The following is a 25,917-nucleotide window of genomic DNA, read 5'->3' as shown; positions in this document are numbered from 1 at the left end:
ATGAAAATTCACACGTTTGAATTATTTTGCCTTATTGTCGAAAAGGGCAGCATTAGCAGTGCTGCCAGGGAAGCATACCTTACCCAACCGTCCGTCACGAAGAGCGTCCGCGACTTGGAAGAGGAGTTTGGTTGCCTGCTATTTAACCGACAACAAGGAAGAATCACCTTGACCGAAGCCGGCAAGCAACTTTATCCGCATGCACGCGCCATCGTGTCTGAGTTCTACAACTCCAAAGAAGCCGTTCTGTTTATACAACAGCACACCCAATCCAAACTACGAATCGGCGCCAGCTACACGCTAGGAGAATATGTGCTCCCTCAGATCATTAGCTCGTACAAACAAGAATACCAGGGAGAATTGCAACTACAAATTCTTAACACCCCGGACATTCTCGACCTTTTACATGCCGATGAACTAGACCTCGCATTTGTTGAAGGTGAAGTGGAAGGAGATGATTTTACGAAAGAACCGATTGCCACTGATGAGATTGTCGTCATTGCCGCACCAACTCACCCGTTGGCCACGCACAGATCGATCATGATCGATGACTTATCCCCTCACCACCTCATCTCTCGAGAAGAAGCATCTGGCACACGAAGAATCGTTGAACAACATTTGTCCGAGCGGAAGAAAACACGACTCTCGCCATACATCGAGCTATCCACAACCCAAGCTGTGAAGAGTGCCGTGTTGTCAGGCATCGGTTATGCGTTCGTCTCGCGCTTAGTCGTAGAACAAGAAATCGGGCACGGCGCTTTCGTTCACGTCCCGATTGTTGATCTAACCATTCATCGAACTCTTTGGGCAGTCAAAAAGCACAAGCGCTTTGAGAAGCCCTCTGTTGCTTCGTTTTTAGCAGAAACGAAAAAGCAACTAGCGGCACACAAATAGATATGCTTACACAACATCTTGCTTTTTGTGGATCGCCATTCCGGCTATAAAGATGAGCCAAAACAATAGTGCACCGATAACGGCTGTTCCGAGTGTAGCACTATAGGTTACCCACGATGATACTTGTTCTGCAAACCATTGTGTGCCGATTGTCGTGGCGAGAGTCATCAGTATAATTGCAACACCGTACACAACAAATACGATCACCCATCGCAATATTCCCGGTCGCATCAGTTTAAGTGTGATAGCCAAAATTGTCGCAAGTAAAACGATCATCACGATCATTGAAACCATATAAAATAGGAGTGCTGGTGTGATTGCTGTACCTTTCATCACTCTCGACAAGCTTTCAAAAAACACCCACATAAAGCCGCACGTACTAATCACGAGAATACGGGCGAGTAGTATGTCTGATCTTTTTAGGGGCAGTGAGTTCATAAACCGGGCGACACCATTCTTCTCTTCCAACTGCACGAGTGACATTGACAGTACGAGAATGATGATTAACGGGCTAACTACATTGTCCGATGGAAAAAACCATCCGAGCAAAAATGGACCGATGACGAGTATTGGAAGGCTATATCGGAATAGCCACATTTCTAGTTTGAATAAGGATATCATACGTCTTCACCACCTAAATAAAAGTCATGAAGATCTTCTAAGGAGACAAGGTCTTCACTTCCGTCTTCTTTAGCGATGACGTTTCCTTCCTCGTCTTTTCCTAAGCGGCTTTTCAGGTCATCCACTTCACCGTGCGCCTTCACTTCTCCTTCGTCCATCAACCAAACTGAACCGGCCAACTCTTCCATATCTCCTAAAATATGAGAAGAAAAAATCACCGTCACACCATGTTCATTGGCTTCTTTCAACAACCGAAGCATTTGCCTTCTTGATTTTTGGTCCAATCCAGCCGTCGGCTCATCTAACATTAACAACCGGGGGCGGTGCGCCATTGCCATGGCAAAACCAGCTTTCATCTTCATGCCTCGCGAAAGGCTCTTAATCTTCTTGGTTTCATCCACTTTGTACGCCTCGAGCATCGATCGGTAGTGGTCATCATCCCAAGAATGATATTGTTCCGAAAGAAACTTGCCAAGTCTTGAGAGCTTCATATCGTCATACATGAGCAAGTCGTCATACACGAAGCCGACATCTTGCTTCCACTTCCCAACATCATGGAACTCTTCCCCGTCATGAAAGCGACGAAGCTCGCCAGAATCAAGCGTTAGTAATCCTAAAACCATCTGCATCATTGTCGTTTTTCCAGCACCGTTATTCCCAATCACACCAAGCATATCCCCTTGCTGGATCGTTATAGACGGAATGTTCAGTTCAAAATCGCCGCGTTTTTTTACAACTTGATTAAATTGAATATGGTCCATAAGACTCTCCTTCAGCGATAGATTCACGTTCCATCCTATCATGTATACCTGCTACACCGAGTACTGTTTTGACTAATGATTTCAACATCTTGCAAAGACAGGGATTAGGAATCATTCTTTACCAATATTCATCGATATTGCTTCAGAATTGCGTTAAAATAATCTAGGATTCTTCTCCTATACGGTATGAATTAAACCTTTTTCTGATTAGCACCGTTAGTTGTTGCTTTTCACTGCTGGGGGAGGGTTGTAGTCCAGACCACAAGTGCAACATCGGTGGTCAAAGTACGCCCACCGTGTTTTCTATGTACTCCAGAGCACAAGGGCGACATCGGTGGCGAACCCCGCCACCGTGTCTACTATGTAGTCCAGACTATAAGGGCGACGCGGTACACTTTTCTGCCTATTGGCTAGGGTGTAGAAAAAGAAGCTCAAATGCCTCATAAGTTCATATTTGTGACATTTTGGAAAGAAAAATCATCATTTTTAACGTGGATGTGCACATAAACGGAGTCAACGGTCACAAATCGTGATATATGTGACCGTTGAGGATCGAAAGTGGCCGGATTGATGGCCGGTCACATACGTGACCGGCCATCACAGGCTTGTGCCAGGTGGTGGGACTCAATCACGACTTTGTACCCTTCGGCAAACGTTTTCTGTGTTACCCCCAGCTCTTGCAGTGACGAACAACGATCGGCAACGAAATTGTCGATGTGAGAGGCACTTCAACAGACAAAAGGTAGACGTTTGCCCGTAAAGACCGTTCTCAGTCATCGGATTGACTGAATTTCTTTCGTTCAACTTATATAGAATGACTGCAGGAGGCTCGATATGAATTTCGAAGATTTACAAAAAAGGCGCGTTCGTCGTGCATTGATTATCGGTCATGTGATGGTAGTACTGTCCCTTTTGACTGGGTGGCTCCTCTATTTGTTTTCTGGCTCACCCTTTCTTCAAACCATGATGATGACTGGATTTACTTCCGCAATTACGGGAGTGGTCGCATCTTACGCAGGGGCACTTTGGCTAAAGCACTTAACGAAACAAGGGGTGGCTTCCATTTCCGAAGAGGATTTGGAACGTTCGTCAAAGCCGTTACTCGAGAGCTCGAGGGTGATGGCGATGCGCGAAACCCATTGGCGATACGGCATCCATTTCTTTACCGTTAAAGGCAAACGGATGGCTTATGCCGAAGAAGTGAATCCAAAGAATATGATTTTCATTGCTTTATTACGCATCGTCAATTTACGTATTTGGATGCGGATGACCTTTTCCTTTCACCTATCTGAAACCGAACAGTATACAATTGAGAAGAAGTTCGGACTCGCTCCTTTCTATTTAAAAGATGGCCGGGGAAATGTTTTGGCTAAGTTTACATACCGGTGGTACGAACTTCTCTTTTTGAAGATTCATCTAAAAAGTCCAGACGGTACATACGTTGCGCTGTTGAACGGAGGATTTTACGGGGATGTGATTCGTTTGCAGAGCGTTGAAGGAGAGGAATGGATGAAAATTAGAGTCGGAGGGGTACCCCAAGAATCATTGGCCTTATTCCCGAACGGGGGACACATCATTGACATTACCGAAGGGCTAGACTCCAATCGCCGATTGCTCGCGTTTGCATCGCTCGTCGCCATTCACTCGTTTTATACGTTGAAGGAGTGATTGTCTCTCCCTCGACTTTTTATTGTTTAGAATTTTCAAATGTATGGTATATAAAGAAATAAAATCGTAGAAATGAAGGAGGAAAGATTGCAATGGGAAGGTTGGAAGGTAAAGTAGCGATTATCACAGGTGCTGCACGCGGCATGGGTGCAGCTCACACGATGCGCTTTATTGAAGAAGGCGCGTCGGTCGTCTTTACAGATATTTTGGTTGATGAGGGGAAACAGCTACAACAAGAACTAGGCGAAAAGAGTCTCTTCATGAAGCATGATGTGACGAGCACGAGTGATTGGCAAAACGTCGTGAAAGATACGGTGAAAACGTTCGGAAACGTAGACATTCTCGTGAACAATGCCGGTATTGATGTACCTGAACAGGACCTTTTAGACGTTTCTGAAGAGCAATACTTGAAAGTGATTAGCGTGAACCAACATTCGGTGTTTTATGGTATGCAAGCAGTCACCGAAAGCATGAAACAGACTGGTGGATCTATTATTAATATCTCTTCTCTCGCGGGAATCATCGGTGCCAACAAAAAACTCGCCTACACTGCATCGAAGTTTGCTAGTCGAGGAATGACAAAAGCCGCAGCACTCGAGCTAGGTGCGTTTAATATTCGCGTAAATTCCGTACACCCAGGCTTTATCGCCACCGACATGACAGAACATTTAATTAATGATGATTTGGAAAATAGCTTCCCATTAAAACGCGCAGGCAAATTAGAAGAAGTGAGCGGCCTTGTCGTTTTCTTAGCAAGTGACGACTCATCTTATTCCACAGGTTCCGAATTTGTCGTCGATGGAGGGCTCGGAGCTCAATGATCTGTTTATGAGGGCATGAATTATTCACTGCCCTCATAATACGCCTTCATTTCTTTATACATATAATCAGCAAGGTCCTCGGGAAAATAACTATTAAAGTCACGATTATAATTGGCAAGGAAATCTTCGTTTTCTACAATCGTAAAAAACTGTTTATTGTTTGGAAACAGGCGGTGCATGTCTTTTAAAATATCTTGGACGTTCTCTTGGTGCACATCGTCTGGATGACGCACAGCTTTGCGAATGGCTTGTAGTAAACGCCACACTTCCCGGTCCATCTTGGCTTGCAGTTCTGGGTCTTTCATAATTCGGAGTTGTTCGGTTAACAGCTGCCCAGATTGGAAGTGTTCTTCCAAAACTTTCACTTGCCGTTTTTCTCGTCTAAATAAATCCATCATAATGAACGCAAACTCATCCAATACTTCTTCGGATTGTCCTTCAATTTTGTACAGCCTCTCCATACGAGCAATCACGTCTAGCGTTTCGCTAATTTCTTCTTGTTTCTTTTCCATAAACGCTTTTTGTACGAGCAACAACTCTCGATTCGTGACATCCCCGTTTGTCATTTGTTCCTTCATTTCTTTCAATGATAATCCGAGGTGTTTATAGATTGTTATTTGTTGATAACGCTCCCACTCGACTCGTGTATATACTTTCTGTCCGTATTCATTAAACTTCTTCGGACTTAGCAAATCCATTTTATCGTAGTAACGCAACGTTCGAACCGTTGTATCCATTAACTTCGCAAACTGACCGATCGTCACTTCCATCTGCACAACCCCTTTCCTCTTATTCTATCCTGTTACGTAACGTCACAATCAACAAATAAATTTATGCTTGCGTACGACGTTACGTCACAGAATACGATAAATGTATTCCCACAGGAAAGGAAGAAAACTCATGGATCAATCCAAACCTACTTTGTTTAAAAATCGCGCATTTGTTTTCTTATTCTTCGCTAGTCTTTTAGCCATCGTTGGTTTTAGTATGTTCTTTATGACGACCACGTGGTTTGTTATATCCGATTTAGGGTCGGCAGGCTCATTAGGCATCATCTTAATTGCCATTACTGTCCCCCGCATTCTCATGATGGCTTTTGGTGGTGTGATTGCTGACAAATTCAAAAAAACGACGATTATGTTTAGCACGAGCTCCATTCAAGGCGTTCTGATCGTTGCCGTCTTTCTTCTCAGCAACGCCGATCAACTCACGTTCACGTACCTCCTCATTATAGGGTTTATTTTCGGAACGTTAGATGCATTTTCCGGCCCGGCAGGATCGTCATTAATCCCTAAATTGGTGGACAAAAGTCAGATCAAACAAGCGAATGCGATCATCCAAGGGTTAGGACAAATCGGCTTTGTTATCGGTCCGATTATCGCTGGAAGCGTCATGGAGTTTGGCGGCGTTACGACAGGGTATTTCGTCACAGCACTCATCGTGTTAGGTTCTGCCTTTTTCATGTTCCCACCGTTCTTAAAAGAAGGTCCAGTCGATAATACCGTAAAACAAACCCCACTCAAAGATTTAATTGAAGGGTTCAACTACGTGCGAGCCAGTCGTTTTCTCGTCACCGGAATTCTGATTCTGATCACACTGAATTTCTTTGCTTTCGGTTCAATCTCGATCGCCATTCCTATTTTAGTTGAAACGTACGGCGGCTCTCCAATCAACTTGAGTTACATCGAATCCGCGCTTGCCATCGGTATGCTCGTGAGTACCGCCATCATCGGGACAGTGAAGATCCGCAGGCGGGGATTGACATCGATGCTCGGATTAATTGCAACGTTACTCGTTGCCTTTGCCTTTAGTCAGATTCCAAGTTTATTCATCTTAACAGGGTTGGCCTTTATGTTAGGGTTCTCAATGACGTTTGTCGCCATTCCGTTCTTCACATCCGCACAAGAAGATACCGACCCTCGTATTATGGGACGTGTGATGAGCATTGTCTTCTTAGCGATGAATGGATTTGACCCGCTCGCTTATGCCGGCGTGACACTTCTCGTCGCTCGAGGCATTGATATTCAACTCGTCATCTTAACGTTTTCACTCATTGGTTTGTTCATTGCCCTCATCACCTTCTGGCGGGGCAAGACATTCAGAAATTACACGTCAGAATACTAATTGCAAAAAAACGACAGGTGTACGGGACCTGTCGTCTTTTTTTGTCTCTGACTCGCTACGAGAAATTCACGTAACAAACTTCGCTAAATTTTCCAATGTTGAGGTTAATCCGACTTGATGATCTTCTTGCCGAATACCATTTGGAACATCTTCACACACGATGGTGACCTTTGTGCCTTCTGTGAGAGAAAGCATGAGCCATTTCTGTGTCATCGCACCTCTGTACGCTCGGTCATCTGATTCAAACATAACGATTTGTACGATACGCTCGTTCGGGACCAACTCTACAAACTTCCCTTGATAGACATCTGTATTTTCAGACGTCTTCCCAGGAAACGATGCTTGTTCGTATGTGAGGATCATTCGGTACGTCCCGCCTTCTCGAGCGTCAAAGGTGTCGACCTGACCAGACATCCCTTCAGGTGGCAGCCATAAAGCGAACGATGCTGGATCTAAAAATGCTCGATAAATCGTTTCTGCATCTGCCATAATGATCTTCGATGCTGTATCGATGCGTTTTTCTCCGTTCCCCTCTACCATTCCCATATCCTCCTTAAAATTCACCGTCATTCATGCTACAGTATGACGGGGTCTGGATGAATACACTCGGACCGATTAACGTATAAACGATCATTGTTATAACCATTATAGCAATGACACACGAACTTCGGAGGAATAGATGATGCCTAACCTAACGAATCACGTAATCTTTGTTACTGGCGCGAACCGTGGCCAAGGCCGAGCCATCGTACAATACCTTTATGAGAATGGGGCAACCGTTGCCGTCTCTGCTCGGAATTTACATGACGCAGAAAAGGTAACAAGTGAATTAGGGACTAGAAATACTTTCGCTGTACAGTTGGACGTTACAAGCGAAGAAAGTTGGTTAGCGGCTACTGAAAAAGTCATCGCCGCTTACGGACGAATTGATGCGCTCGTCAACAACGCAGGTTTACTTAAAAGAGCGACATTTATGGATACGACAACCTCTCAAGTCAATGAAATGATGAAGGTAAATTTCATGGGTGTGTTTCATGGGATGCAAGCAGTAATTCCACATATGAAACACCAACAAAAAGGCTCCATTATCAACAATGTTTCCGTTTCTTCCTTTGCCCCAATCCCGCACTCTTCTGCATATGCCTCAACAAAAGCTGCCGTTGTTGCGATGTCAAAAGCAGCTGCGACTGAACTTGGACCTTTAGGAATACGCGTCAACATGATTCACCCTGGAGCGATTGATACGGATATGGCAAAAGTGACGACGTCCACATCTGATTCATACGAAGACGTACCCCTCGGGAGAATGGGGACACCTACCGAAATTGCTAAAGCCGTTGCCTTTTTAGCATCGGATGATAGTTCATACTGCACAGGAACAGAGCTGGTCGTTGATGGGGGTATGACTTTACATTAAAACACTTGTCCATAAGAAGAGCTTCCCTCTGATGAGGGAAGCTCTTCGCTTTTATACACGCTGATAGCTCTTTCCTTTAAACAAGACCACTACACCAATGAGCATGGCAATAAGAGCAAACACGAGCAATACATGTTGAATCGATAATCCACCTTCGATGAGCCAAGGGATGATACCGTAAGCAATCGGATCAAACCCATTCATCGCTAAATAGACGAGGCTCATTACGCGCCCAATTAACCTTGGGTCTGTTGATTCTTGGACACTCGTGAAAAATGGAATGGTCACAATCGGCATCGCTAATCCAATGAAAAAGACAATCATCGTTAACCAGAATAAGTCGGTAAATTGACTGAAAAAGATAAGGACGAGAGCCGCGCCGAGTAACCCGTATATCGAAAGTTTTCCACGGTTTTTTATTTTGACAAACCCAACGATGGCTGAACCGATCACCATGCCAATGCCTAAACTAACTTCTAAATAGCTTAAGTTAATCGGCGTTCCTCCGTAGAGATCAACGACAAGAGGCATCGCCACGATGATTGCACCCATCACAAAAAAATTGTACGAAATTAAGACGCCAATTCCGACCATTAAAAAGTTCAATCGGACCACATAGTGAAATCCTTCTTTCAAATCACGAAGTGGCGTCTGCTGTACTCGCTTTTCCGCAGGAGCTTCTTTAATAAACGGTGGGAAAACAAGCACGGTTGATAGCAATACCAAGCCTGTTGCGACCGAGTAGCTCGTTGATACATTTCCAAACTCCATAAAAACACCGGCAAGTAGTGGGCCCAATATAAAAGCGACTTGGTCAGTTCCTTGGAATAGTGCGTTTGCCCGTTGCGTCTGTTCTTTCGTCACGATTTTTGGAATCATTGACGTTTTTACAGGTCCAAAAAAAGCGTCAATCGTACCGAAAAATAGCGTCAATACGAGCAATAATAGAAAGGTCATATCATCTAGCGCCACAACATATGAGACCACAGCTAGAATGATCACTTGGGCTACGTTGGCGCTAAACATAATTGTCGTTTTCTTAAACGTATCGGCCAGCACCCCGCCAAATACCATCATGATCAACCGAGGAACAGTTGCCGCAATTAAGATGATCCCAAGCTGACTGACAGCTCCAAGGTCGGTAACGACATACCACGTCGTTGTCGTAATAAACATGCTATAACTAGCAATCGTCAAAAATCCTGCAAATAACAACAAAACAAAAGTTCGGTTGCGTAATAAAGGGTTTGTGTATTCCATTTTCAATTCTCCTCTAAGTGAACGTAACTTAGAGAACACGTGCAACATCTCGCTTATTTCATAAAAAAGACCACGCTGAACTCAGCATGGTCTTAACGTTCTTTTTTGAACAGTAAGGCGATGTGGTCTGATGTTCTCTACTAATAAATGTTAGGAAGAAAAATGCGCATACGAAACTAAACTCCAAGTTTCTGGAGCAATTTCCGATCTGTCCCTATGCAATTCGCTTTATTAGTTCTGAACATCCAGTAACATGCATACACCTCACTTCAGTGATAACATACACTCTATCATACGTAACGAAGCTTGGATACCTTAAAACATGGGCTAATCATGGTATATGGAATGAACTCAACCTTTTCCTGGTTAGTACAATTAGTTGTTGCTTTCCACTGCTGACGAATGGTTGCACTCAAATTACAAGGGCAACCGTCGGTGGCCAAATAGCAGCCCACCGTGTTTTTTTGACACTCCAGAAAAGAAGGGCAACATTCCCTCGCCGCTTCGGTGTGTGGAAAGAAGTCCAAGTGCCCCATATATTCATTTACGTGACAATTGAGAAAGAAAAATCATCATTTTAAACGTGAATGCGCACATAAACGGAGTCAACGGTCACAAACCCCGATCTATGTGACCGTTGAGCGCCGAAAGTGCCCGGTTAAAGGGTTGAATTGTCACATAAGTAAAAGGTCATCACATGCTGGTGCCAGGTGATGACCTGCAATCACATCTTTTTACCTTCGGCAAACGTTTTCCGTGTTGCCCGCAAAGACTCATCTCGGTCATCGGATTCAATGCATTTCTTTCGTTCAACTCATGTAGTGAATTTCCCCAGTTATTGGTTGTGTTGATTTCTTCGATACTGCCAGCGTCATGCGGGAGTGTTTCAACATACGTCCCTTCCCTTTGGTCAACACCCAACTACATGTCGGAATACGAACCAAAGAGGTTACGCTCAATTATCTGACCGGAACAAGATTCTAGGCTTCCCCACAAGTTTGTCTCAACCGAAGCAATCCCACATTTTCTACTGAGAATATCCAAGCAACATGCCACCGAACGTGAACACACTGTAAAGAAGTGTAAATAACACAAACAATGTTCCTGTTCCGCTCACTTTCACGTCTCTAAATAGCATGAGCGTCGCACCGACGAACCAAATGACGATAAATGGAACGAGTTCGGCTCGCACGCGCCATTCAAACGTATTGTCGTAATCTTCACCAATGACGCCTGACCCTGCCAAACATAAACAAGGGCACGGTAAACACGAACGTGATGAGCAAGATAGGAATCTTGAAGAAAAGCGATCCAATGATCGGCTTTATTCGGTCCATTTGTCGTCACTCCCTACGCTAACTAAAAAGACTTTATTCCTATTATATCACCGAAGATGAAATTTTCAAAATTATATACCATTCCCATAACTTTACGTTATGATCCCCTGTCAAATTTGTATTTCTCACCGACGTTTATCTGCTCTAAACTAATCTACGAACAGTTTTTTAAGAGATTGCACGGTCTCAACATTGTTCGCGTAAAGGTACATGTCTCTTCGTATCGGCGTATCTTTGATCGGTAAGAAAGTGACGCCTTTGTATTCAATTTTGTTCACAACCATGGCAGGCAAATACGAGACACCATACCCTTTTGAGACTAATCCCATCAAGGAGTGGTACGGCATTTCAATAATTTCAGGGGACTGTTCGTGGACATTCATCAGTTCGCGAATCTTTTTATTCAGTGGGCCAACCTCAGCAGATAAGAGCTGGGTGTAAGGGAGGCAATCTTTCATGTGTATGGGCGCGTCTTTGACCGGTGTGTACTGGGTTGGGAATGCAACATAAAATTCCTCAGCAAACAACCATGCCGATGAAAGTCCTTCTTCATTGGCGTGGTCTTGAACGATCGCTGCATCAATCTCACCCGTCTTAATCAGTGGCAACAAATCTAACGTATCTTCTTCGATGTTCTTTATGTGAATATGCAGACGGGCAAATCGGTCCACATAATCAGGGAAATAATACGTCGTCAAAAACGGGTCACTGCCCATATTAATAATCTGGTCTGATCGGTATTTATTCATCACAAAGCGCAGTTCATTAAGCCCGGGCTCGATGTCTTTTAAAAACTGCTGCCCTTTTTCCGTTAGCTCAATTCCGTAAGAAAAACGATTAAGAAGCGGCAACCCTAATTCAGCTTCTAAACTTTTTATTTGTTTCGTCAACGCTGGTTGTGAAATAAACAACTTAGTTGCCGCCCCAGTAATACTCTTTTCCCGGGCAACCATACGAAAGTACTCTAATTTTTGTAGATTCAAAAAGAAACCTCCTAGAATCTATTGAACGTAAATCTATTATACCCAAAGTAGGAATGCGCTGTGCAGAAAAAAATGATTGTTTTGTTGTTCGTTGGCATCGTTATTGAAGTGATCGGAACCTTGTTTATGGGTGTGTCTGAAGGCTTTAGCCGGATACTTCCATCCATACTTGTATTGGTTTGCTACGTTCTCGCCGTGCTCATTAGCATGGTGATTCTCACCGAAATGGAAGTCGGATTTTATAATGCTGTTTGGTCAGGATTATCAACATCACTCGTCGTCTTATCAGGAATTCTATTTTTTGAGGAATCGATAAACACGTTGAAACTAGTCGGTGTGATTTTCATAATTGTAGGCATTGTTATGCTGAACTTACGTCGAGAAAAACAGGTGGTATTCCGATGATCGGTTATATTTATTTAAGTTTTGCTATCCTTTTATCCGTCGCAGGAAACGTCTGCATGAAGTTGTCGAATGGCTTTAGAAATACCCCAGCAACAATCGCTGCACTCATCTTGTATGCGATCGTACCTGTACAACTAATCCTTGCGGTGCAGCATATGGAAGTGGGCATAGCGTATGCCATATGGGCAGGAAGCGTCATCCTTCTTGTCGCCGTGATCGGCATTCTTTTCCTGAAAGAAAATCGGGACCTAAAAAAGATTTCCGCACTTGTATTAATTGCCGCAGGGGTTAGCATGTTGCAACTTTCTTAACTATTATCTGAACACCCATTGTGCAATTGCGCTGCCAATAATCACCCCGACGACAACTAAACCAAACATGATCACATATTTCTTTTTCAATAGAATCACCTCCACACGCTATGATTATGAACTTGAATCTTCTCTTGTCGATTGCCGAATTGCAGTATAGAGAAGGCCTGGTTCAATGATGAGGTTAATGGCGATATGTGCTACTATCGCTGGATAAATCACTCGGTCAGATGCAATATAAACGAAAGATAACAAGATACCTAGCACAAATGTACTCAAAAATACTGGGAGCATCATCCTCCAATCTTTCGCAAAAATCCCCCACACCAGATGTATTGCCGCAAAAATAACGGCTGAGAAGAAAATTTGTGCAAAGATACCATAATCTAAGTCTTGAAAAAGATCCATCATAATCTTTCGAAAAAAGACTTCCTCAATTACCCCAGATAAAATGGCTAAAGGGATAGCAAGTGCCTTTAACCACGACACTTCAAATACAAACGAGCGAACCTCAGGGAGCACCCATAACGTATACAATGAAAAAACGATGGTAACAACGAACGCTAAAACCCAGCCTAAGACGGGCACATGTTCTCCAAAACCTAATAAGGAGAAAAATGAAGCCGGATCCGGTAGTAGGAAGATGATTAAGGCAACGAGAAACATGACATTAATTCCAATAACAAGCCCTAACGTTCTTCTTCTTGTGATGTGTCTTTCTGACATATGCATCCCTCAGTTTCTATAAGTAAAGTGCTGTAACAACCATTCAGGAGTTGAGCAGTACTTTTTTCATATTGATTCATAAATTCTGTCATGTTACTCATCGCTGCTATAAGTAAAACGTCAAAAGCTATATGACCTTCACTAAGGAGCACTACCGTTAAATATTTGTACTGCACCGGCAGCAAGACGAAGAACCTCAAGAATAACGAGATAAAAACGCATAAAAAGTCCAGCACATATTCCGAAACGAAGGATGCGTTTCTTAAGTATCTATATGTAATGAACGTAACATTTTCTTGACCTGTACTGTTGTTGCTTTCCACTGCATGCGGATGGTTGCACTCCGGAGTACAAGTGCAACATCGGTGGTCTAAGTACGCCCACCGTGTTTTCTTGACACTCCAGAAAAGAAGGGCGACATTACCTCGCCGCTTTAGTGTGTGGAAAGAAGTCCAAATGCCCCATATATTCATTATTGTGACACTTGAGAAAGAAAAATCATGATTTTAAACGTGAATGTGCACATAAATGGGGGCAACTGTCACAAATCGCGATATATGTGACCGTTGAGGGTCGAAAGTGCCCAGTTTGAAAGCTGAATGGTCACATAAGTGACAGCACATAACATTCCTTGCGCCAAGGGGTGACCATCAGTCACGTCTTTTTCCCCTTCGACAATCGCTGTCCGTGTTAGCCTTAACCCTCGCGGTGACGAACAACCGAGTTGTCGATGTGAAACGAAATGAACGTCAACAGACATTATGTAGGTGTCCGTTCACCAGCAAAAATCGATTCTGAATCTTTTTTTCGTTCAACTTATATAACTTTTCTATCGATCCTTTTGTACTACTTATTTCCTTTTGACTGATACATCAAACTTCTTTAATCCATCTTAACAAATTTGTAATCTATGGTTTTTTTCAATCATAAAAGCACGACCTCGAACATACACTTTGTGAGTTAACCTCACTTACAAAGGAGTTGTGCAACTTGTGTACAGCAGCGACGGTGAATACGAAAGATGGGAATCACTTTTTGGCGCGGAACTTTGATTTTTATGACCTTCCGACTGACTATGAAGTGTACATTCTTCCGAGAAATTATTCGTGGACGAACAAATTAGAAAATCGCCGGATTACAAGTCGGTATGCAGTCGTAGGAATGGGTTTAGAGACGGAGGACCAATTTGGGTTATTTGATGGATTAAATGAACACGGCCTTATGGGCGTAGTGCACTACTTAGAAGGATTCGCTGAATTCAGCACGCGACCACGCCGAGACAAACTTAACATTGCTGCGATCGACTTTATTACGTTTGTTCTTACGCAATTTCGAACGACCGATGAGCTGGTCGGTGAATTAAGAAACATTAACATTATGGCACGAGATCTCGAACTGACAGACGGCCCTCCTCCGATCCACTGGATCTTCACAGATCGTAAACAGAACACCATCGTCATTGAAAGTACGAGAGATGGGCTGCAAGTATATGACAACCGTGTAGGTGCATTTGCAAACAGCCCTGATTCTCGCTGGCATCTCATCAACCTCAACCAGTATGCGTCTCTTTCATCTATCCAGCCTAGTGAAGATGTCGTTTGGGGCGATTATCATCTTGTAAAATCACCCGAATTACTCGCTGGCAACTTCGGCATACCCGGTGACTATACATCCCCTTCCCGCTTTGTCCGAGCCGCATTTCTTAGAAATCATATCGAGGAAGCAGAGACTGAAATGGATGGGTTGAAAAACGCCATACGTATTCTTGACTATTGCTCCGTTGCAAAAGGTGCCGATATAGAAGATGGAGCGCCATCGTACACCCTCTATACAAGTGCGATGTGCAGCCAAACCGGCAATTACTATTATTATTCATATACGAACAATCAAATCAATGCCGTAAACCTCTACCGTGAAAATCTGGATGGATCTGCGCCCATTAGTTATCACGTCCCGCTTGAGCAAAGTGTTCGTTATCAAAACTAACAATTATAAATAAATGCGAACGGCACACATTTCCTATATACGGATGTGTGCCTTATTCTTGAATGCACCGGAATATTCTGTACACTTAAAGGAGAGTCAAAGGAGATGTGGAGCGATGAAGGAAAAAGAAATTGAACGGAAATTAGCAATACTAGGCTTAGGCATTCACATACTGCTCATGATCGGCGTCACAATGGCAACATTCTATCTTACATTTTTTGATGGAATGGGCGTGTTGCAAAGTGTTTCACCTACAATTGCCTGGGGGATCCTATTTGTACATGTGGTGAGCACGACGTTGGCGTTTGCGCTCATTCAAAAGTTGGATGGGGATCTACATAAAGCTGGCATGCTACTCATTCGTTTAGGTGCAGCCATGATCGTGCTAACACTTGGTGTAGCCATGATTCAGTCCACACTGTTTATTATTGCTGGCAGTATCGGTGTTCGCAGAATGAATAAAGCCAAAGCGATAATGTGAGGAGGTCAATTATGTTCAAGTGGACATTTCTTTCTATCATCCTCATTCCTTTATGGGTGTATATCTTTTACACGTTTGTGGACAACCAGGCCTTTCACGCTCTTCCATTATTTTTCGCCGTTCTAGTTATAAGTGCTGGCATAATCATCAGTTTACAAATTAACGGTTATCAACCTTTAAAATATACGCTCGTCACCATACACGGGTTTGGTTGTTTATCTTTGATTGCTGTGATGCTCATGTTCATGATCTTCTTTCTATATCCAGTTTTTGGAAATACTTAGAGTGAACGTGACGCCAAGCGTGGCATAGTTTCTGGTGAAGAAAATTATGGGGAGAAAGCATGTAGATCAGTCTTTTTAAAACCGACAAATGTCGAAAAAAATACGGAGATAACCTTATGTGGATACTATTAGGATTCATTGCAATCATCGCAACCTTAATCAACCTGTTTATGTACAAATCAGGTAAGAACTACACACTGGCAATGGCGCTAGCATTATCATTTACAGCTTTAACATTGTGTGCAGAATACAGCCTCGTTTCCGAGTGGGTGGTCGCAGAAGACTGGGCGGCTTTACTAGATGTTGTACCTAGCATGGAACCGGTTTTATGGGCGGTCACCCTCGTATCCATAGGATTAAATATCACACCGGTCTTCTTAGATCGGAGACGTCGGAAATGACCCCGTTTACAAACTCTAGTAACTGACCGATGATTTTTTATCCTGAACAGGTATCATGTAGAATGAAACAAAAGTGAGGGATAACGAATGGAAACGTACATTGCTTTTCTACGTGGGATTAACGTTGGTGGGAAAAATAAAATAGACATGCCTTCTCTTAAAAGTGCCTTTGAAGAGATTGGTTTACCGATGTGTTGACCTATATGAATAGTGGGAACGTCATTTTTTCTAGCGATCGTCTAGACAAAGATCAACTTATTACTAGAAGTGAAGAAATGATCACAGAGAGGTTTCAACTAGAAATTCCTGTTACTGTTGTATCAGTAAAAGAGTTAATAGAAACGTTGGAGCATGCGCCAGATTGGTGGGGAGATACGGATAAAAGCATGGTTCACCATGCCATTTTTTTACTTCCTCCGACTCGTGTAAAAGAGGTATTTCAAGCTGTCGGTGAAGCAAAACCTGAATATGAAAAGGTTACACATCGTGATGGCGTCATTTTCTGGTCAGGCTCCTTTTCTACTTATTCAAAAACAGCTTGGTCAAAGATTGCAAGCTCCTCAGTGTATCCACATGTTACGATTCGAACCGCGAATATGGTAAACAAATTACTGAAGCTGGCTACGCGGGAGTAGCTAGCTTTAACCAGTTGACTTTAACGGTCGGTTCATCGGTCGTTGTAAAAGAATTTCACTGATATGATTGACAGCGCTCTTTGCCAATCGTTGTTCGTCACTGTAAGGGTACGGGTAAAGCGAAAAGCTTTTGCCGAAGGGTAAAAACGTGACCGATGGTCATCACCTGGCGCAAGGAATGTTGCGATCTCTCACTCTTTTATGTGATAATCCAGCCCTCAAGCCGGGCATTTTTAGTCCCTCAACGGTCACATAGTTCGGGGTTTGTGACCGTTGACTCCGTTTATGTGCGTATTCATTTTTAAAATGGTGACGTTTTCTTCACCAAGTGCCACGTAAATGGGGATAAGTGACACTTGAACTTCTTTCTATAAATCCTAGCCAGTAGACAGAAAAGTGAACCCGCACTGCCCTAATGTACTGGAGAAAAAGCTCCCCCTATGGTGGAAGTAGGAATCAACAGCTCATATTAAGAAAATGTAAAGTTCATCCCATATAGTTGATGATTACATTTTTTTGATGTGTTTATATATTTCATCGTTTACTTGTTCTGGGTTATCCAAATTCGTTGCGTGGTGTGCATCCTTCACGTAAATTAAAGTGGAGTTTGGAATCATTTTTGCCATTTCTTCTTGCTGCCTTTCTGTCATCTTGTCATGATCACCTTGAAGGATCAGTGTTGGACAAACCACTTTATGTAGATCCCTTTTACTTTCCATTCTTGAAACGGAATTCCATATACGCACCCACTTATTTAACGGAATTGATTTCACAGTTTCTTTGATATATTGCTCGTTGTCTTTATTAAATTTAGACAGCGTTTTCGCTTGTATGGCTCCCAATAAACGCATCGGTATCGTATGGCTCGACCACCGATTAATCGGTACGAGAATTCTTTCAACCCAGTTATACTTATTCGTATACGGCGTACCGATTAGGATTAATGATTTCACCATTTCTGGGTATCTAACCGCTGTCTGTAAAGAGATATGACCGCCCATTGATAATCCACACAAGTGGGCTTGTTCAACACCTAAATGATCGAGCAAACATACGATGTCTTTACTGAAATCTTCTGAGTCCACTTTTCCAGGTGGCAAAGAAGAACGGCCATGCCCTCGCACATCCCATACAATTGTTGTAAAGCTTTTCGACAAGGCTTCAATTTGTGGTTGCCACTGTTTATAATCCCAGGAAGCACCGTGTGTAAAAAGGATAACTTCACCTTGACCCTTAACTTCATAATAAATTTCGATGTTATTTAGCTTTGCTTTTGGCAAGATTACACACCTCCCCCACTCTCTTGCTAATCACACTATTTTACAGAATATTGGTTACATGCTGAATCCACATAGCTTCAATTAAAGAATTCCACTCGACAATAGGCAAGGGATTGTCTCACAATTCTTCACTCTATTACTTTTCCTCCGCAAGGTGTGTAACTCAAACTTGAAAAAGCGAAGGAGACGTTCATCGATTGGAAGCAAAACGAAGTCACAACGGGCACGGTTGAGTGATTCCGTTTCCAATCGAGGGTCTTTGGAAATAAAAACATTTTTAGCTATCTACAGCGCCTATGACGCACTTGCACCGGTTCTCAAGTCTTGAAAAGATGATAATGTTCAAGCACGAACTGTGCAAATCAGGAAAAACTATCGTTTAACTTATAGAGTTAACACACACATTGACGTACGGTTAAACTCAAGAGAAAATACTGCTAATTCAGTGCTCCTCCTTATTTCCCAGTCTCCGAAAAATGCTTTATTCTCCCACGAATCTCATCTCTAACGCGCTTAAAAACTGCCCATTGTTCTTCTTTCGTACCTTCTGCTTTGGCAGGGTCGTCGAATCCCCAATGCTCACGCTTCACATGAGAGGGAGTTACAGGACACCGATCAGTAGCATCTCCACATAACGTCACAACAAAATCAGCATTGTTGAGTAATTCAACATTAATGATATCCGACGTTTGACCGGAAATATCAATGCCCGCTTCCTTCATTACCTTTACCGCATTTGGGTTCAATCCATGTGCTTCAATTCCTGCACTACACACATTCCACTCCTCTTGCAAGTATCGTTTTGCAAAACCTTCGGCCATTTGTGAACGGCACGAGTTTCCTGTACATAAAAAATAGATTGTCTTTTTCATATTATCTCTCCATTAATAGATAATTAATAACCATAGATACAATCCAAATAAGGTGATCGCTAGAACTGGAAGGGTTATGACAATTCCAGTTTTAAAATACGTACCCCAAGAGATCTTCACACCTTTATTCGTTAACACATGTAACCATAGCAATGTTGCCAATGACCCAATCGGGGTGATTTTCGGACCTAAGTCCGCTCCAATCACGTTGGCATAAATCAATGCTTCTTTCGTTAATCCTGTCGTTCCTGATTCTGCGATCGCAATCGCATTAATTAAAACAGTTGGCATGTTATTCATCATTGACGATAAGATCGCGGCGATAAAGCCCATTCCCATTGTGGCAGCAAACAGACCTTGGTCGGCTACGATAAAAATCGCATCGGCTAATACATCTGTTAACCCGACGTTTCGAAGACCGTATACGACGACATACATCCCAATGGAAAAAAACACAATGTTCCACGGGGCTCCTCTAAGAACCGTTGTTGTATTGACGACAGAGCTCGCTCTAGATATGAACAAGAATACAATTGCAATCCCTCCAGCAACGAACGATACCGGGATATGAACAAACTCACTGACGATATAGCCAACGAGCAGTAACCCTAACACAACCCAAGATAATTTGAACATCTTCGGGTCTTTTATTGCTAAAGCAGGTTCTTTTAATTGTGAGTAGTCGTAACGCTTTGGAATGCTCTTTCTAAAGTAAAGAAGCAACACAACAATACTCGCAATTAAAGCAAAGAAATTCGGTACAATCATACGTGTCGCATATTCAATAAAACCTATGCCAAAGAAATCCGCCGAAACAATATTCACTAAGTTACTCACAACAAGTGGAAGCGACGTCGTATCCGCAATAAATCCACTCGCAATAATAAACGGGAAAACCATTGTTTCATTGAAATTTAATGAGCGGACCATCGCTAAAACAATCGGTGTTAAAATTAACGCTGCCCCATCGTTGGCAAAAAAAGCGGCAACAATCGAGCCAAGTAAGCAGACATAAACAAACATGAGAACGGCATTTCCTTTGGCGACTCTCGCCATATGTAGCGCCGACCATTCGAAGAAACCAATTTCATCTAATATGAGTGAGATAAGAATCACCGCAATAAACGTAAGCGTTGCATTCCACACAATGCCTGTAACATCAATCACATCCGTAAAGCTAACAACACCGAGCAAAAGGGCAAGCACCGCTCCGCCAATCGCCGACCAGCCGATGTTTAAGTTTTTCGGTTGCCAAATGACAAGCACTAACGTCACGACAAAGATCAATGAAGCCAATATCACATCTACCATTCACTAATCTCCTTTAACAACTCGCAAGCCCTTCTCTTTCTATCGCTTGAAGATAGCGTTCATCTTGATCGTCACTATACTGAAGAAGATCGCGAACCATAGGGAAATAAGGAGAAGTTGAATTCAGTGAAAAATACCGCCACTGCTCTCGGCGTTCTTCTGTGATTAACTCTAAATCTTTTAATTTACGTAAATGCTGACTCACCGCAGGTTGACTAATCCCGAGCATTTCAACAAACTCACACACACAATACGTTTTCTTTTCAACCAGTTTAAGAATTAAAAAGCGAGTCGGATCGCCAATAACCTTTAAGCATGATGTAAGTTCAGTCATGGTTAATTTGTCATTTTCCATCTATAAAGCTCCTCTCCGAGACATATTATATAAACAAAAATAAATATAAGTCAATCTTTATATTAAGATCGACTTATATTGTGCCTACAATTATAACGATTGACAAATCAGCTTGCACATCAAGAAGAGCCCTCTTTTGCCTCAACATCTTGCTTCGTATAAAAATATTCCCACTCATTACCATCTGGGTCGGTTACCCAAAACTTATCTTGGACAGCATAGCAACACGTTGTATCCATTTCTTCTCTTGCAAAGAAACCTTCCTTTTCAAGCCGTTCTTTATGTTTTAACACTTCTTCTTTAGCGTTCACTTGAACCCCCAAATGATTGATTTGATTCCCTTGCACTTCTTCTGCTTTTGTGAGCGTTAAGTTAAGATTTGGCTCTGTCGTCAAAAACTTTACATAGCCATCTTTTTCTTTTACTGGAGGAACACTAAATAGCTTTTGGTAAAAATCCTTACTTTCCTCTACGTTTTGTACATTCAAACCGATATGAACATTCATCATTACACATGCTCCTTCATCAATTTTTTTTGATTAATTATAGATAAATTAAAACCGTTATTTAGACGGCTTTAAAATACAACATAACTGTTCGGAAAGAAGCGAATCTACATGGTCGCTATTAATGCGGTAATAGCTCCACGTTCCTCTCGTTTCTTTATGTAGAAAGTTCGCATCCGTCATAATTTTGAGGTGATAGGAAAGTTTCGATTGTGGCATTTCTAATTCTTCTTGTAAATCACAAACACACATTTCACCTTGTACACTTAATAAATTTAATAATTGTAGTCTTTTAGTATCTGCTAATGCTTTAAACTGTTTTTCATAGGTGGCCAATTGATCATTGGCTAACTTTGTATACATTTCCTCCATTTGAGAATTTCACCTTTTCATCAATATTTTTTGATTAATATAAGAATAACAGGCAGTGATTAATAAATCAACTTTTTTTGATGTATTATTGACCTCTCTTAAAAAAATAACTTGAGATCATTTTGACTTTTGTTTTCACATCGTTTATCATTACGTTACACGATATATCGCGAAACGTAATAGCGTGAGGAGTGAACAGATGGTCAAAAAAGGGAAGTTCTCAGAACCGTCGTTATTAATATTAATTAGCCTTGCAGAAACAAACCGTCATGGTTATGCAATTATGGAAGACATTCAACAGACGTATGATATTCAATTAGGCCCAGGAACTTTATATGGAGCGATTTCTCGTTTAGAGAAAGCTGGATATATCCGTGTAATTGAATCGGAAGAGCGTAAAAAGCCTTACACATTGACAAAAGCAGGTAGCGAGCACTTGACGCAACAAATTGAGGAACTCCAAAAAATAACGATGCTCGGTTCGAAAAGGCTAGGCTTACTATGAAACGGCTCATTTATCTATATCCTAAACCGTGGAGAAAAAGGTACGGTGAGGAGTTAGAGCAAGTTGTAGAGCACACGGGACTCTCCAGCAAGATCATTATTGATTTATTGCTAGGCATTTTTGATGCTTGGCATGTAGAACTAAGTGAAAGAACGATCTGTGGCATACGGCTGGATCGGCTATTCGTACTCATGAGCATGTTCAACGTGTTCGTACTATTACAATTACTATCATTACGGGAGGTTATTCTGTTGGAACAAATTGCTTTAATTATTGCAATGTTATCCTTTTTATTGGCGGTTTGTGTATTACTCGTTAATGTTTTCAAGCTTGGCATCACAAAAGGTCTGTCGTTAAATACTAAGTTAGGAAAACTTTCAATGGCGTTTATGGGCTCTTATGCTCTATTTTTTGTTTCGTTTCTAGTGCTCGCAAATTAACGATGGAAGCTTCCCTTCATTTAGGGGGGGGGGGCTTTTTTGTACTTGTCGTTCAAATTCATTTATAATCCCTTATTCTTTTTAACGTTTATTTTTATATCGATGTTAATAATTCTATTTCCTTAAACTCCATCAACTTGGTTAACGTTAAATGAGATATAGCTCCGTGTTCAAAAATTTCGTGTACTCATTTTTACCTCAAATGACAGTTTCTTCATCCGTCTTTAGTAAAACTTCTCCTCCACATCTGTTCCACTTTATCCCCTGCCTATATTCAGCCTAATCACCTTTCCTTCATTAACTTATTTTGAACCTTGTACATACCCCCTGTCCTTAACTAGAGCGCTCTATGGGCTAATACGGTCAAATCTATTATAAGAATGTGAAATGCTTATTATAAAAGACTACATGAGCCTTTTACTTCTTCATTAAATCCCCATGTCCCTCACCATCACGCTGTTCATACCTATGCCGTTCGTTGCAATGAATTGCTTCCTTAAAACAAACTAATACTCACATGATTGTATACATAGCGAGTTGATCTAATTTTTGTAATTAGATAAGTGTTTGTTGACAGTTGTATGACATATGAATAAACTAATAATCAAATGAGTATTTGAATATCGAGGTGAGATGATGGAGGAAACTAAAAAAGATACGTGTGATGTTTTTTGTTACGACGAAGAAAAAGTTACCCGGATCTCAGGAGTGGTCGGGAAACATCGCTTTAGTAATGCAGCAGATCTATTCAAAGCTTTGGCTGATCAAACACGGTTAAAAGTGGCTTTTACGTTGACACAAGAAAATGAGCTATGCGTATGTGATGTAGCAAATATCATTGGAACAACGAATGCAACCGCATCTCATCATTTGCGCCATTTACGAAATATGAGGTTAGCAAAGAGCCGTAAAGAAGGAAAACTTGTGTTTTATTCTCTTGATGACCCTCATGTGACGGCTTTAATTACACTTGCCATGACTCATGCGGAGGAGTAAGATGGCTAACTTAACGAACAAACAGGTGTACCGTGTGAATGGGTTTTCTTGTGCCGGGTGTGCGGGTACGTTTGAAAAAAATGTAAAACGAATTGATACGGTCTCTGATGCTGAAGTGAACTTTGCAGCGTCGAAAATAACAGTATACGGCTCTGCATCTATTGAGCAACTTGAAAAAGCTGGAGCATTTGAGAATTTACACGTACGTTCAGAAGATGACGAAGTAACAGTAGAACGCCCGAAGAAATTATTCGTAATGAAATATTGGAATGTACTACTAGCCTCTGTTCTGTTTTTTATCGGTCTGATTAATCAAACCTCCTTCGGTGAAGAACATGCTTTATCATATTCATTCTTTCTGTTATCGATGGCTGTTGGTGGATATTCATTGTTCAAAACAGGATTACAAAACCTGACCCGCCTACAGTTTGATATGAAAACTTTAATGACTGTAGCGGTTATCGGAGCAATCATTATTGGAGAGTGGACAGAAGGAGCAATTGTCGTTCTACTTTTTGCTATTAGTGAGCAACTAGAACGCTTCTCTATGGATAAAGCGAGACAAAGCATTCGTTCGCTAATGTCAATCGCTCCAAAGCAAGCAACGATTTTGCGTCAAGGGAAAGAAATGATGTTGTCCGTTAAAGATATTGAGGTTGGAGATATCCTCGTCGTAAAACCGGGAGAAAAGCTTGCGATGGACGGTGAGGTTTTACGTGGCCATTCATCTATTAACCAGAGTGCGATTACAGGAGAGTCAATTCCTGTAGAGAAAAACACAGGAGACACGGTATTTGCCGGAACACTTAATACAGAAGGCTATCTGGAAGTCAAAGTAACCAAACGCGTGAAAGATACAACTCTTGCAAAGATTATTCACCTCGTTGAAGAAGCACAAGCAGAACGCGCGCAGACTCAATCGTTTATTGACCGGTTTGCCAAATATTATACACCTGCAATTATGGTCGTTGCTGGTCTTGTAGCAGTATTCCCGCCACTCGTTATGGGTGGCAGCTGGGAAGCATGGGTGTATCAAGGTTTAGCCGTGCTCGTTGTTGGTTGTCCATGCGCCTTAGTCATTTCAACGCCAGTTGCGATTGTGACTGCAATTGGTAATGCAGCGAAACAAGGTGTGCTCATTAAAGGCGGAGCGTACTTAGAAGAACTCGGACAAATTAAAGCGATTGCCTTTGATAAGACAGGGACATTAACGAAAGGCGAACCTAGTTTAACAGATTACTATAATTTATCTACGGAGATGGATTACACAATCTTGCAATGGGTAACGGCTATAGAATCGTATTCACAACATCCATTAGCTGGTGCCATTATTAGACATGCTCAACAAGAACAAATTGATTACCACAACGTAATTGTCGATAACTTCTCATCCGTTACGGGTAAAGGTGTTCGTGCAAACGTGAACGGTCGTTCTATCTGGATCGGGAACCGGCAATTGTTTGATCATCAGGCAAACATCAATCTATCAGAAGAGGTCAATACAATTGTCAACGAGTTACAAACAAACGGTAAAACCGTCATGGTAATGAGTGACACCGACAAGATTCTTGCTGTTATCGGTGTGTCAGATGAAGCGAGAGATCAAAGCAAATCGGTTATAAATACATTACATTCCATAGGCATTAAACATACAGTAATGCTCACTGGTGATGATAAAAAAACTGCACAAGCCATTGCTATGAAGCTCGGTGTTACAAATGTTCACGCAGAGCTCATGCCAGATGACAAACTCACTTCGATTAAAGAACTCCGAGAAACGCACGGTAATGTTGCGATGGTTGGAGATGGAATTAATGATGCACCTGCTTTAGCTGCATCAAGTGTGGGAATTGCGATGGGTGGAGCTGGGACTGACACAGCATTAGAGACCTCAGATGTCGCTCTTATGGGTGATGATTTAGAGAAATTACCTTATACCGTGTCACTAAGTCGACGAGCGTTGACGATTATTAAGCAAAATATTGCTTTATCATTAGGTTTAAAAGCCATAGCACTCTTACTCGTTATTCCAGGTTGGCTAACGTTATGGATTGCAATCCTTTCTGATATGGGGGCTACACTGTTAGTCACCCTTAATAGTTTACGTTTACTACGAAAAAATAAATCGTTAAAGCGGTAATTAAGAGCGCTTCAGAAGGAGAAGT

29 protein-coding genes and 1 pseudogene are annotated in these 25,917 nt (G+C 42.0%); 16 read left to right on the top strand and 14 right to left on the bottom strand.

Going from position 1 to position 25,917, the window contains the following annotated elements; all coding sequences use genetic code 11:
• Nucleotides 1-894 carry a LysR family transcriptional regulator gene (locus ACE1TF_RS04255; RefSeq protein WP_375014546.1) on the top strand — a complete coding sequence of 298 codons (894 nt, stop codon included), beginning with the start codon at nt 1-3 and terminating at the stop codon, nt 892-894.
• Nucleotides 895-900: 6 nt separating this feature from the next.
• Here ACE1TF_RS04255 and ACE1TF_RS04250 read toward each other — a convergent pair whose 3' ends face one another.
• Together ACE1TF_RS04250 and ACE1TF_RS04245 are read right to left on the bottom strand one after the other, a co-directional pair.
• On the bottom strand, nt 901-1,515 hold the full coding sequence (locus ACE1TF_RS04250; RefSeq protein WP_042400784.1) for an ABC-2 transporter permease: 615 nt from the start codon (nt 1,513-1,515) through the stop codon (nt 901-903).
• Nucleotides 1,512-2,276 (bottom strand): ABC transporter ATP-binding protein, encoded by a 765-nt coding sequence (locus ACE1TF_RS04245; RefSeq protein WP_375014540.1) that lies wholly within the window; start codon nt 2,274-2,276, stop codon nt 1,512-1,514. Before ACE1TF_RS04245 ends, ACE1TF_RS04250 begins: the two co-directional genes overlap by 4 nt.
• 834 nt (nt 2,277-3,110) lie before the next feature.
• Between ACE1TF_RS04245 and ACE1TF_RS04240 the strand changes: the two genes are divergently transcribed.
• Entirely contained in the window at nt 3,111-3,944 is an 834-nt protein-coding gene (locus tag ACE1TF_RS04240; protein ID WP_375014539.1) for a hypothetical protein, read from the top strand.
• 92 nt (nt 3,945-4,036) lie between these two features.
• Complete coding sequence (locus ACE1TF_RS04235; protein WP_375014537.1) at nt 4,037-4,765, top strand: glucose 1-dehydrogenase; 729 nt, start codon at nt 4,037-4,039, stop codon at nt 4,763-4,765.
• Between the two features lie 20 nt (nt 4,766-4,785).
• On the opposite strand, the gene ACE1TF_RS04230 is transcribed toward ACE1TF_RS04235, so the two are convergent.
• Nucleotides 4,786-5,535, bottom strand: a complete 750-nt coding sequence (locus tag ACE1TF_RS04230) for a MerR family transcriptional regulator (protein ID WP_375014535.1) — start codon at nt 5,533-5,535, stop codon at nt 4,786-4,788.
• Between the two features lie 130 nt (nt 5,536-5,665).
• Here ACE1TF_RS04230 and ACE1TF_RS04225 point away from each other — a divergent pair, with 130 nt between their 5' ends.
• Nucleotides 5,666-6,889, top strand: coding sequence for an MFS transporter (locus tag ACE1TF_RS04225; RefSeq protein WP_375014533.1), 1,224 nt, complete (start codon nt 5,666-5,668; stop codon nt 6,887-6,889).
• Between the two features lie 66 nt (nt 6,890-6,955).
• Here ACE1TF_RS04225 and ACE1TF_RS04220 read toward each other — a convergent pair whose 3' ends face one another.
• Nucleotides 6,956-7,429 carry an SRPBCC domain-containing protein gene (locus ACE1TF_RS04220; protein WP_375014531.1) on the bottom strand — a complete coding sequence of 158 codons (474 nt, stop codon included), beginning with the start codon at nt 7,427-7,429 and terminating at the stop codon, nt 6,956-6,958.
• Nucleotides 7,430-7,571: 142 nt separating this feature from the next.
• Here ACE1TF_RS04220 and ACE1TF_RS04215 point away from each other — a divergent pair, with 142 nt between their 5' ends.
• Complete coding sequence (locus tag ACE1TF_RS04215) at nt 7,572-8,306, top strand: SDR family NAD(P)-dependent oxidoreductase (protein ID WP_375014529.1); 735 nt, start codon at nt 7,572-7,574, stop codon at nt 8,304-8,306.
• A 51-nt stretch (nt 8,307-8,357) separates the two neighbouring features.
• Here the strand turns inward: ACE1TF_RS04215 and ACE1TF_RS04210 are convergent, their stop codons facing one another.
• The 3 genes from ACE1TF_RS04210 to ACE1TF_RS04200 form a co-directional block, all read right to left on the bottom strand.
• Nucleotides 8,358-9,566, bottom strand: coding sequence for an MFS transporter (locus ACE1TF_RS04210; protein ID WP_375014527.1), 1,209 nt, complete (start codon nt 9,564-9,566; stop codon nt 8,358-8,360).
• A 1,027-nt stretch (nt 9,567-10,593) separates the two neighbouring features.
• Nucleotides 10,594-10,812: a hypothetical protein gene (locus ACE1TF_RS04205; RefSeq protein WP_375014525.1), complete on the bottom strand. Its 219-nt coding sequence runs from the start codon at nt 10,810-10,812 to the stop codon at nt 10,594-10,596.
• Between the two features lie 240 nt (nt 10,813-11,052).
• Complete coding sequence (locus ACE1TF_RS04200; protein ID WP_375014523.1) at nt 11,053-11,886, bottom strand: LysR family transcriptional regulator; 834 nt, start codon at nt 11,884-11,886, stop codon at nt 11,053-11,055.
• Nucleotides 11,887-11,946: 60 nt separating this feature from the next.
• Here ACE1TF_RS04200 and ACE1TF_RS04195 point away from each other — a divergent pair, with 60 nt between their 5' ends.
• Both ACE1TF_RS04195 and ACE1TF_RS04190 read left to right on the top strand, forming a co-directional pair.
• A complete protein-coding gene (locus tag ACE1TF_RS04195; RefSeq protein WP_052363930.1) occupies nt 11,947-12,291 on the top strand; it encodes a DMT family transporter in 345 nt (114 codons plus the stop codon).
• Nucleotides 12,288-12,602, top strand: coding sequence for a DMT family transporter (locus ACE1TF_RS04190; protein ID WP_375014521.1), 315 nt, complete (start codon nt 12,288-12,290; stop codon nt 12,600-12,602). The genes ACE1TF_RS04195 and ACE1TF_RS04190 overlap by 4 nt, the downstream gene beginning before the upstream one ends.
• A 114-nt stretch (nt 12,603-12,716) precedes the next feature.
• Here ACE1TF_RS04190 and ACE1TF_RS04185 read toward each other — a convergent pair whose 3' ends face one another.
• The gene (locus tag ACE1TF_RS04185; RefSeq protein ID WP_375014519.1) at nt 12,717-13,328 is read right to left on the bottom strand and encodes a CPBP family intramembrane glutamic endopeptidase; all 612 of its coding nucleotides are present in this window, start codon (nt 13,326-13,328) and stop codon (nt 12,717-12,719) included.
• A 990-nt stretch (nt 13,329-14,318) separates the two neighbouring features.
• Between ACE1TF_RS04185 and ACE1TF_RS04180 the strand changes: the two genes are divergently transcribed.
• The 5 genes and pseudogenes from ACE1TF_RS04180 to ACE1TF_RS04160 all read left to right on the top strand — a co-directional run bounded on the left by ACE1TF_RS04180 (nt 14,319) and on the right by ACE1TF_RS04160 (nt 17,115).
• Complete coding sequence (locus tag ACE1TF_RS04180; RefSeq protein ID WP_375014517.1) at nt 14,319-15,314, top strand: choloylglycine hydrolase family protein; 996 nt, start codon at nt 14,319-14,321, stop codon at nt 15,312-15,314.
• Between the two features lie 115 nt (nt 15,315-15,429).
• A complete protein-coding gene (locus ACE1TF_RS04175) occupies nt 15,430-15,795 on the top strand; it encodes a hypothetical protein (protein WP_375014515.1) in 366 nt (121 codons plus the stop codon).
• Between the two features lie 11 nt (nt 15,796-15,806).
• Nucleotides 15,807-16,079: a hypothetical protein gene (locus tag ACE1TF_RS04170; protein ID WP_375014513.1), complete on the top strand. Its 273-nt coding sequence runs from the start codon at nt 15,807-15,809 to the stop codon at nt 16,077-16,079.
• Between the two features lie 116 nt (nt 16,080-16,195).
• A complete protein-coding gene (locus ACE1TF_RS04165; protein ID WP_375014511.1) occupies nt 16,196-16,480 on the top strand; it encodes a hypothetical protein in 285 nt (94 codons plus the stop codon).
• Nucleotides 16,481-16,567: 87 nt separating this feature from the next.
• Nucleotides 16,568-17,115: pseudogene (locus ACE1TF_RS04160) on the top strand (DUF1697 domain-containing protein).
• A 506-nt stretch (nt 17,116-17,621) separates the two neighbouring features.
• Here the strand turns inward: ACE1TF_RS04160 and ACE1TF_RS04155 are convergent.
• From ACE1TF_RS04155 to ACE1TF_RS04130, 6 genes are all read right to left on the bottom strand, one after another.
• Nucleotides 17,622-18,395 carry an alpha/beta fold hydrolase gene (locus ACE1TF_RS04155; protein ID WP_375014509.1) on the bottom strand — a complete coding sequence of 258 codons (774 nt, stop codon included), beginning with the start codon at nt 18,393-18,395 and terminating at the stop codon, nt 17,622-17,624.
• 455 nt (nt 18,396-18,850) lie between these two features.
• Nucleotides 18,851-19,267, bottom strand: a complete 417-nt coding sequence (gene arsC, locus ACE1TF_RS04150; protein ID WP_375014507.1) for an arsenate reductase (thioredoxin) — start codon at nt 19,265-19,267, stop codon at nt 18,851-18,853.
• Between the two features lie 12 nt (nt 19,268-19,279).
• Nucleotides 19,280-20,578 carry an arsenic transporter gene (locus ACE1TF_RS04145; RefSeq protein ID WP_375014505.1) on the bottom strand — a complete coding sequence of 433 codons (1,299 nt, stop codon included), beginning with the start codon at nt 20,576-20,578 and terminating at the stop codon, nt 19,280-19,282.
• Between the two features lie 13 nt (nt 20,579-20,591).
• Nucleotides 20,592-20,933 (bottom strand): ArsR/SmtB family transcription factor, encoded by a 342-nt coding sequence (locus ACE1TF_RS04140; RefSeq protein ID WP_375014503.1) that lies wholly within the window; start codon nt 20,931-20,933, stop codon nt 20,592-20,594.
• 119 nt (nt 20,934-21,052) lie between these two features.
• Nucleotides 21,053-21,442 carry an ArsI/CadI family heavy metal resistance metalloenzyme gene (locus tag ACE1TF_RS04135; protein ID WP_375014501.1) on the bottom strand — a complete coding sequence of 130 codons (390 nt, stop codon included), beginning with the start codon at nt 21,440-21,442 and terminating at the stop codon, nt 21,053-21,055.
• A 54-nt stretch (nt 21,443-21,496) separates the two neighbouring features.
• Nucleotides 21,497-21,811 carry an ArsR/SmtB family transcription factor gene (locus ACE1TF_RS04130; protein ID WP_042426708.1) on the bottom strand — a complete coding sequence of 105 codons (315 nt, stop codon included), beginning with the start codon at nt 21,809-21,811 and terminating at the stop codon, nt 21,497-21,499.
• A 199-nt stretch (nt 21,812-22,010) separates the two neighbouring features.
• Here ACE1TF_RS04130 and ACE1TF_RS04125 point away from each other — a divergent pair, with 199 nt between their 5' ends.
• The 4 genes from ACE1TF_RS04125 (at nt 22,011) to ACE1TF_RS04110 (ending at nt 25,892) form a co-directional block, all read left to right on the top strand.
• Nucleotides 22,011-22,316, top strand: a complete 306-nt coding sequence (locus ACE1TF_RS04125; protein WP_375014499.1) for a PadR family transcriptional regulator — start codon at nt 22,011-22,013, stop codon at nt 22,314-22,316.
• Entirely contained in the window at nt 22,313-22,756 is a 444-nt protein-coding gene (locus ACE1TF_RS04120) for a hypothetical protein (protein WP_375014497.1), read from the top strand. Before ACE1TF_RS04125 ends, ACE1TF_RS04120 begins: the two co-directional genes overlap by 4 nt.
• A gap of 633 nt (nt 22,757-23,389) precedes the next feature.
• On the top strand, nt 23,390-23,752 hold the full coding sequence (locus ACE1TF_RS04115; RefSeq protein WP_375014495.1) for an ArsR/SmtB family transcription factor: 363 nt from the start codon (nt 23,390-23,392) through the stop codon (nt 23,750-23,752).
• 1 nt (nt 23,753) lies between these two features.
• Nucleotides 23,754-25,892, top strand: coding sequence for a heavy metal translocating P-type ATPase (locus tag ACE1TF_RS04110; RefSeq protein WP_375014493.1), 2,139 nt, complete (start codon nt 23,754-23,756; stop codon nt 25,890-25,892).
• Nucleotides 25,893-25,917: the final 25 nt, after the last annotated feature.

The organism is Geomicrobium sp. JSM 1781026 (genome assembly GCF_041949955.1).
Lineage (GTDB): Bacteria > Bacillota > Bacilli > Bacillales > Marinococcaceae > Geomicrobium_A.
The sequence above is the reverse complement of the archived record's forward strand: the minus strand, read 5'-3'. Positions and strand labels throughout refer to the sequence as shown.